The organism is Silvimonas sp. JCM 19000 (assembly GCF_054652575.1).
The window spans coordinates 39,820-47,301 of the sequence record NZ_BAAIHC010000030.1 but is presented as its reverse complement, the minus strand read 5'-3'; the positions used below and the strand labels follow the sequence as shown (position 1 = coordinate 47,301).

The window sequence follows — 7,482 nt, the reverse complement described above, 5'->3', positions numbered from 1 at the left end:
TTTGCTCGGGGCTGTTTTCTTTTCAGGCTTTCGTTGGGCGAGGCGCTACGCTGTCGCCTTCGCGGCTGTTGGGCGAGGCGCTGCGCGGGCGCCTTCTGCCTTCATCGGCGGCATTGTTCCAGGACATTTTATTTAGCGAGTTTTCTTATCCTCTGTTTTTCGAGCATTCCTTATGCTGGACTGTTGCTGAGAGGCACGCATCGGCGAATTTGCCTGGGTTTGCAAAGGAGTGTGTATGACTGAGTTGATCGACCAGAGCGCACAGAAAGCGCGTGATGTGCGCAAGCGTATGGAGAGTGCGCGGCGGGCGTTTTCGTATCGAGACCCGGATGCGGGACCATTTGATTTTGAGGCTTACAAGCAAGCGTGTGCACACCGTCACGGACCGCCCCGGCCCTTTATCGACGTTCTGTTTGCCATGCCCAATGTGGGTCTGGACGAGGATTTCGCGCGTGATAATGGCGGCGGCAGAGATATGCGCGATGGCCTGTTTGATTGATACCAACGTATTGAGCGAGCAGCATAAGGGCTCCTCCGCAGATCCAGGCGTTCAGCGCTTCGCGCTCCGCTGCGAGGAGGAAGGCGATCAACCGCAGATCTCGGCAATCAGTCTGGGTGAAATCAGATACGGCATCGAAAAATTGCGGCATCGCGGCGATCAGCCGCAAGCGGACGGATTGGAAAACTGGTTTGCCGAAGTACTGCTTGAATATCAAAACCGCGTTTTGCCGGTCGATGCCGAAGTGGCGCAGTTATGGGGTCATTTGAGAGTGCCACATCAGCAAGATCCGGTGGATAAACTGATTGCTGCGACAGCAATCGTGCATGGCTTGACCATGGTTACGCGCAACGTCCGGCACTTTCAGCAAACCAGCCTTGATACTGTGAATCCGTTTTCAAATTGATCCGCCAGGCTGACGCGCAGCGCTCAAAAGCTACCCAAAACAAAAACGCCCGACACAAAGTGCCGGGCGTCTTGGGCAAGCGGGTTCAGCGTTTAGCTGAACAGCGCCAGGGTCTTCTTGACGGTCTGGAACACGCCCCACACCAGCGGTGCGAGCACGGCGATCCAGAGGATGATGCCTTTGACTTTGTCGTCCATGTTGCTTAAGCCTCTTTGGTCAGGAAGCGGGCATGTACCGGCTTCACGAGAGAGTTGCAGATAAAGCCAACGATCAGCAGGCCAGCCATCACGTACATGGTGGTGCTATAGGCTTCGGCCTTGGCCACGCCGTGGGCGATCTGGTTTTCACGCATGTAGTTCACGATTACCGGGCCAGCAACACCAGCCACCGACCATGCGGTGAGCAGACGGCCGTGGATGGCGCCAACATAGCGTGTGCCAAACTTGTCCGACAGATAGGCCGGGATGGTGGCAAAGCCGCCGCCGTACATCGACAGGATGACTGCGTACAGGGCCACGAACAGCGCAACGCTACCGGCGCCTACGGTCGGCACCAGTGCATACAGCACCGCGCCCAGCAGCAGGAACACCAGGTAAGTGCCTTTACGACCCAGCACGTCCGACACGCTGGACCAGAAGAAGCGGCCGCCCATGTTAAACAGACTCAGCAAGCCCACGAAGCCCGCAGCCGCAGCCGGGGTGACGGAGCCTTTAAATACTTCCTGGATCATCAGCGAAGCCTGGCCCAGAACACCGATACCCGCGGTCACGTTCAGGCACAGCACGGCCCAGAGCAACCAGAATTGCGGTGTCTTGTGGGCGACATCAACGTGCACGTATTCGGTCGACGCCAGCTTGTCGGTGGAGACTTTTTCGACAAAGCCTTCCGGTTTCCAGCCCGCAGCCGGCAAACGCACGGTAAACGCACCTACCAGCATGTACAGTGTGTAGATCACGCCCATCACGACGAAGGTTTCGGCGATACCCGGGGTATCAGTGCCCTTGAAATGGTCCATCAGCGACACAGCCAGCGGCGCGCCGATCATGGCGCCACCGCCAAAGCCCATGATGGCCATGCCGGTTGCCATACCGCGGCGATCCGGGAACCACTTGATCAGCGTCGACACCGGCGACACATAACCCAGGCCCAGGCCGATACCACCCAGCACGCCGTAGCCGGCATACAGCAGCCACAGCTGCTGCAGCTTGATGCCCAGCGCTGAAATCAGAAAGCCGCCGCCAAAGCACAGTGCGGAGGTAAACATCGTGGCGCGCGGGCCCACGCGTTCCAGCCATTTGCCGCCGAAAGCAGCCGACAGGCCCAGGAACACGATGGCCAGCGAAAAGATCCAGCCCAGTGCCGGAATGCTCCAGCCGAAGGCTTTATTCAGCGGGGCATTGAACACGGAAAATGCGTAGGCCTGACCTATGCACAAGTGGATTGCGAGCGCGGCCGGCGGAATCAACCAGCGGTTGAAACCCGGTTTGGCAACGCTGTGTTGCTTATCGAGTAGCGATAACAGACTCATGAGAGCTTCCCTGTTTATAGTGCGGCCGGTTAACGGCTCGGCGTTTGAGTACGGGCGCCCTCTGCGGGGACCGCGTATCACCATACAAAAAACTGCGCTCTGATCCCCATCAAGGTTTCAGGCTGGGTGCATGATAATCCGCTTATATTCGTTTTGGGATAGTGCTGAGGCGCTTAAGCACAAACGGTGCGACTGGCCCGCTCTGCGGAGCGGCTAGTGAGAATCGGCCTACGTAATCAAGAAAAATCGTAAGCCTTTGATCTGACTACAAGAAAAGCGGCAGAAAGCGACGTTGTCAGACTGCAGGCGCGGCACGTGTCGCAGAGCACATTTCAGTGGGGTTACAGCAAAGCTGTTGCGTGATTGCAAAGTTTGCAATAAATGCCGAAGCAATTCGCTAAAAAAACAAAAGCCGTGCCTCTGATCAGAGACACGGCTTAAGAATGCGTACTCATAGGGTGGGACTCGGCGTCCCCGTCTAGACCCACCACCCAAAGTAGCGAAAGAGAAACGCACGTCGGCGCCTTTATCGCTGGCTTTGGAGGGTGGGTCTAGACGGGGGCGCCGAGTCCTACCCCATGCATTTAGAGGGCCTGCATTACGCCAGCGCCGGCGCTGGGATGGCACACATACGTGATCGCCTTTTCGCCAGCAGCATTCCGGTAATGCGCTTCGACCGCGGCAACGGCGGTATCGACCAGCGCGTGCGGCAGCAACGCCACCACGCAGCCGCCAAAGCCGCCACCGGTCATGCGCACGCCGCCCTGCTCGCCCACGGCGGCTTTGACGATCTCGACCAGTTCATCAATCAGCGGCACCGTAATCTCGAAATCGTCGCGCATGGAGTTATGCGACTGTTCCATCAGCACCGCCATGTGCTCGATATCGCCCTTGGTCAGCGCCTGGGTGGCCTCGAGCACACGCGCGTTCTCGGTGATGATGTGGCGGGCGCGGCGGAATACCACCGGGTCCAGCTTGCTTTCTTCGGCCAGCAACTGGCTCAGCGTCACATCGCGCAGTTTGCCGACGTGGAAATGCGCCGCAGCGGCTTCGCATTGTTCGCGGCGCGTGTTGTATTCGCTGCCGACCAGGCCACGCTGGATACGCGAATTGATGATCAGCACCGACAGCGTTTCCGGCATGGCCACGGCCAGCGTTTCCAGCGAACGGCAATCAATCAGCAGTGCATGGCCGACGCGACCGCACGCCGAAATCAGTTGGTCCATGATGCCGCAGCGCGTGCCAACAAATTCGTTTTCAGCATGTTGCGCGTTCAGCGCGTTGGCTTGCGCCGTCAGCACCAGACCGCAGGTGGTCTTGACCGCCTGGCCTACCGCCACCAGCAAAGACGCCGATGAACTCAGGCCAGTGCCTTGCGGGATATCGCCGCTGATCACCATATCAAGGCCGTCAAAGGTATGACCGGCGCCGAGCAGATCCTTGATCGCGCCACGTACATAGGTCGACCACAGTTGCGTCGGGTGATGCACGATGGACTCGTCCAGACTGAAGCTGTCTTCTTCTCCAGCGTAATCGGCGGCAATAACGCGTACGGTGCGATCCGCGCGCGGGCTGCAGGCAATGGCCGTGTGGAAATCGATGGCGCACGGCAGCACAAAACCATCGTTGTAATCAGTATGTTCACCGATCAGATTGACGCGGCCGGGTGCCTGGATAACGTGGCGCGGCGCTTGGCCAAAGGCCTGGGTGAACTGGGCAATGACACGGGCTTGAGGTTCAGACATCGTTATTGCTCCGCCATTAGCTGGCTGCGGGTTCGTTCGCCGAAGCGAGATAGTGTTGAGTGGCGCTGACCTGGCGCAGTTGCGCGGCAGCCTGCTCCGGGGTGATATCGCGTTGTGTCTCGGCCATCATTTCATAGCCGACCATAAATTTCTTGACCGAGGCCGAACGCAACAGCGGCGGATAAAAATGCGCGTGCAATTGCCAGTGTGGCTGAGCTTCGTCGGTGTGGGTGGCGCGGCCATGCCAGCCCATCGAATACGGAAACGAGCACTGGAACAGATTGTCGTAGCGCGTGGTCAGTTGCTTGATTGCAATGGCCAGATCGGCACGTTGCGCCGCACTCAACTGGTCCAGATGCGACACCTGCGCTTTGGGCAGCAGCAGGGTTTCAAACGGCCATGCCGCCCAGTACGGCACCACGGCAATCCAGTGTTCGGTATCCACCACCACGCGTTCGGTACCGGCTTCGCGCTGGGCATAATCCACCAGCAGCGCACGGCCGTGCTGCGCGTAGTAAGCGCGCTGATGTTCGTCTTCGGCTTCGACTTCGGTCGGCAGAAAATTGCTGGCCCAGAGCTGGCCGTGCGGGTGCGGATTGGAACACCCCATCACCGCGCCTTTGTTTTCAAAGACCTGGACCCAGCGGTATTTCTGCCCCAGCTCGGCCACCTGTTCTACCCAGACATCCACCACGCGCTCCAGCGCATCCAGCGGCAGCTCGGGCAGGGTTTTGGCGTGGTCGGGCGAAAAGCAGATCACGCGCGCTTCACCCTGGGCTTGCGAGGCCTGGAATAGCGGATCGTCATTAGCGGGCGGCGCCGGAGTGTCTTCCAACAGCGCGGCAAAGTCATTGGCAAACACAAAGGTATGCGTATAAGCCGGGTTGACCGCGCCATTGGCACGCGTATTACCGGCGCATAAGTAGCAGGTGGCATCGTGAGATGGACGGATCGCGCGTTCCGGCGCGTCTTGCTGGCCTTGCCATGGACGACGGGCACGATGCGGTGAAACCAGTACCCAACGTCCAACCAGCGGGTTGTAACGGCGGTGTGGGTGATCGGCGGGGTTGAACATCCGGGATTCCTTTGCGGCGTTGATGCTACGTATTAGCTGCTGCGAGCGGGTGAGCCGTATTATTACTAATAATTAGCGATAACTCCAGCGGGCTTTGTATCCGGGCGCCCACCATCCCACAGCGTGTTGCTGCCGCATATGGACAAAACGCGTGGGAATATGAATTCGCCACGCGTTTTGTCGGGATCAGCTCAGGAATGGGTGTGATGCATATGGCTGTGTCGGGCGGCGCAACTGCCGCCCTGTTGCTGGCAGGCACCGCAGAGCGCCTTGACCTCAAGATACGGCGGCGCTTCGCCAAAATCGTTATCCGCCAATAGCTTGCGAAAGAAAAAACCACTGTCGTCCGACTTGGCCTCGGCCACTTTGCCGCAGCATGGGCATATCAGAAACAGGGTTTGCGCATCGTGATCGTGCTGCTGGCAGGCCACGTAGCCGTTAACCACATCAAGCCGATGCACCAGGCCTTCGGTTTCCAGAAATTCGAGCGCGCGATAAATGGTGGGCGCGGTCAGCGAGGCAATCTCGGGCCGCAATTGCTCCAGCAGGTCATACGCTTTGCAATATCCGGGCTGGTCCGCCACGCGCTGCAGAACCTGGCGCCGGATGGGCGTCAGCCGCGTACCGTGCTCGCGACAGCGTTGGGCGGCGTAATCAAGAAATTGCTCGGTATTCATGGTGGCTTCCAGCGGGCGGTGGCGACGATTCTACAAGCCACCGCCACCCCCGCATAGACGCCGGCTAGCCCTGCACCAGATGGGCGAGCGGGCGCTGCTTATAGATCGTCCGATAGAAATCAAGCCGGTGCGCCAACACATCGGCGCGTGCGGTTTGCGGCAGATACTCAGCGCGCACCGGCGGCTTGCGGCAAATCTCGGCTTCATCTCCGCCGCTGCACAACCAGCCCAGCCGCGCCGCGCCCAGCGCCCCGCCCGACTCGCCGCCTTGATGCGTGACGATGCGGGTATTCAGCACATCGGCAATCAATTGCGCCCAATACGGACTGCGCGCGCCGCCGCCCATTAACGACAGGGTATCGACGCGGGTACCGGCGGCACTGAGCGCATCCAGTCCATCCTTGAGCGCGAAGGCCACCCCTTCCAACACGGCATAGCCGAGCATGGCGCGGTCAGTGGCCAAGGTCATGCCGTGGAAAACGCCCTGCGCATACGGATCGTTATGCGGTGTGCGTTCGCCCGACAGATAAGGCAGGAATACCGGCGACTGGTCCAGCATGGTGGCCGACAGCGCCGCCACTTCGGGCAGCAAGGTTGCTTCATCGGTGCTGGTCAGCTTGCACAGCCAGCGCAAGCAACTGGCGGCGGACAGCACCACGCTCATCTGGTGCCAGCGTCCGGGCAAGGCGTGGCAAAAGGCGTGGACGGCGCTGGCCGGATTGGGGCGGAATTGATCGTTCACCACAAACATCACGCCCGATGTACCCAGCGAAATAAAGCCATCACCGGGCACCGTCGCGCCGATGCCAACCGCGCTGGCGGCGTTATCGCCGCCCCCACCAGCCACGACCACATTGGCCGACAAGCCCCACTGCTGCGCCAGGGCGGGCAACAAGGTGCCCGAGACCGCATCGCCTTCCACCAGCCGCGGCATATGGCTGCGGTTGAGGCCGGTGGCGGCCAGCAGCTCATCCGACCAGTCGCGTTTGGCCACATCCAGCCACAAGGTGCCGGCGGCGTCGGACGGTTCACTGGCTTTTTCACCCGTCAGTTGCAGGCGCAACCAGTCCTTGGGCAGCAGCACGGTGCGGATGGCTTTAAAGACATTGGGTTCATGTTTTTGCAGCCACAGCAGCTTGGGCGCAGTAAAGCCGGGCATGGCCAGATTGCCGGCGATGCTATGCAGATCGGGTGCACGTTCGGTCAGCTCGGCGCATTCGTCGGCGCTACGCATGTCGTTCCACAGGATGGCCGGGCGTAATACGCGATCCGCCGCATCCAGCACTACCGCGCCATGCATCTGGCCGCTTAAACCAATCGCGCGCACCTCGGCAAATTGCGCCGGATGCCCCGCACGCAATTGTTCGATCGCTTGTTGCGTGGCGCTCCACCACATCGCCGGATCTTGCTCGGACCAGCGCGGATGCGGGCGGCTGACGGTGAGCGCGGTGCCTGCCGTGGCCACCAGATGATTGCGGTTGTCGAGCAGCACAACCTTGACTTCAGACGTGCCCAGATCGATGCCCAGATACATTGCGAGATGTCCTTGTGG

Annotated in this window: 7 protein-coding genes and 1 pseudogene; 3 read left to right on the top strand and 5 right to left on the bottom strand. The window is 60.0% G+C overall.

Features of this window, described 5'->3' with window-relative positions:
• The 3 genes from ACYQ1A_RS19355 to ACYQ1A_RS19345 all read left to right on the top strand — a co-directional run.
• A partial coding sequence (locus ACYQ1A_RS19355) for a hypothetical protein (protein WP_499364777.1) occupies nt 1-239 on the top strand: 239 nt, incomplete at its 5' end.
• On the top strand, nt 236-499 hold the full coding sequence (locus tag ACYQ1A_RS19350) for a hypothetical protein (protein ID WP_062224749.1): 264 nt from the start codon (nt 236-238) through the stop codon (nt 497-499). The genes ACYQ1A_RS19355 and ACYQ1A_RS19350, both read left to right, overlap by 4 nt.
• The gene (locus tag ACYQ1A_RS19345; protein WP_499364775.1) at nt 483-905 is read left to right on the top strand and encodes a type II toxin-antitoxin system VapC family toxin; all 423 of its coding nucleotides are present in this window, start codon (nt 483-485) and stop codon (nt 903-905) included. The genes ACYQ1A_RS19350 and ACYQ1A_RS19345 overlap by 17 nt, the downstream gene beginning before the upstream one ends.
• A 92-nt stretch (nt 906-997) precedes the next feature.
• Here the strand turns inward: ACYQ1A_RS19345 and ACYQ1A_RS19340 are convergent.
• The 5 genes and pseudogenes from ACYQ1A_RS19340 to xylB form a co-directional block, all read right to left on the bottom strand.
• Nucleotides 998-2,433, bottom strand: a pseudogene (locus ACYQ1A_RS19340) (L-lactate MFS transporter).
• Nucleotides 2,434-3,017: 584 nt separating this feature from the next.
• Nucleotides 3,018-4,178, bottom strand: coding sequence for a galactokinase (galK, locus tag ACYQ1A_RS19335; RefSeq protein ID WP_499364773.1), 1,161 nt, complete (start codon nt 4,176-4,178; stop codon nt 3,018-3,020).
• Between the two features lie 16 nt (nt 4,179-4,194).
• On the bottom strand, nt 4,195-5,253 hold the full coding sequence (locus ACYQ1A_RS19330) for a UDP-glucose--hexose-1-phosphate uridylyltransferase (protein WP_499364772.1): 1,059 nt from the start codon (nt 5,251-5,253) through the stop codon (nt 4,195-4,197).
• Nucleotides 5,254-5,444: 191 nt separating this feature from the next.
• A complete protein-coding gene (locus tag ACYQ1A_RS19325; RefSeq protein ID WP_499364770.1) occupies nt 5,445-5,930 on the bottom strand; it encodes a Fur family transcriptional regulator in 486 nt (161 codons plus the stop codon).
• A 64-nt stretch (nt 5,931-5,994) separates the two neighbouring features.
• On the bottom strand, nt 5,995-7,464 hold the full coding sequence (gene xylB / locus ACYQ1A_RS19320; protein ID WP_499364766.1) for a xylulokinase: 1,470 nt from the start codon (nt 7,462-7,464) through the stop codon (nt 5,995-5,997).
• Between the last annotated feature and the right edge of the window lie 18 nt (nt 7,465-7,482).

Bases quoted from the DNA above. Each gene is read 5' to 3' on its own strand.
- ACYQ1A_RS19345 (WP_499364775.1), top strand. From the start codon at position 483: ATGGCCTGTTTGATTGATACCAACGTATTGAGCGAGCAGCATAAGGGC.
- ACYQ1A_RS19325 (WP_499364770.1), bottom strand. From the start codon at position 5,930: ATGAATACCGAGCAATTTCTTGATTACGCCGCCCAACGCTGTCGCGAG.
- galK (WP_499364773.1), bottom strand. From the start codon at position 4,178: ATGTCTGAACCTCAAGCCCGTGTCATTGCCCAGTTCACCCAGGCCTTT.
- xylB (WP_499364766.1), bottom strand. From the start codon at position 7,464: ATGTATCTGGGCATCGATCTGGGCACGTCTGAAGTCAAGGTTGTGCTG.
- ACYQ1A_RS19350 (WP_062224749.1), top strand. From the start codon at position 236: ATGACTGAGTTGATCGACCAGAGCGCACAGAAAGCGCGTGATGTGCGC.
- ACYQ1A_RS19330 (WP_499364772.1), bottom strand. From the start codon at position 5,253: ATGTTCAACCCCGCCGATCACCCACACCGCCGTTACAACCCGCTGGTT.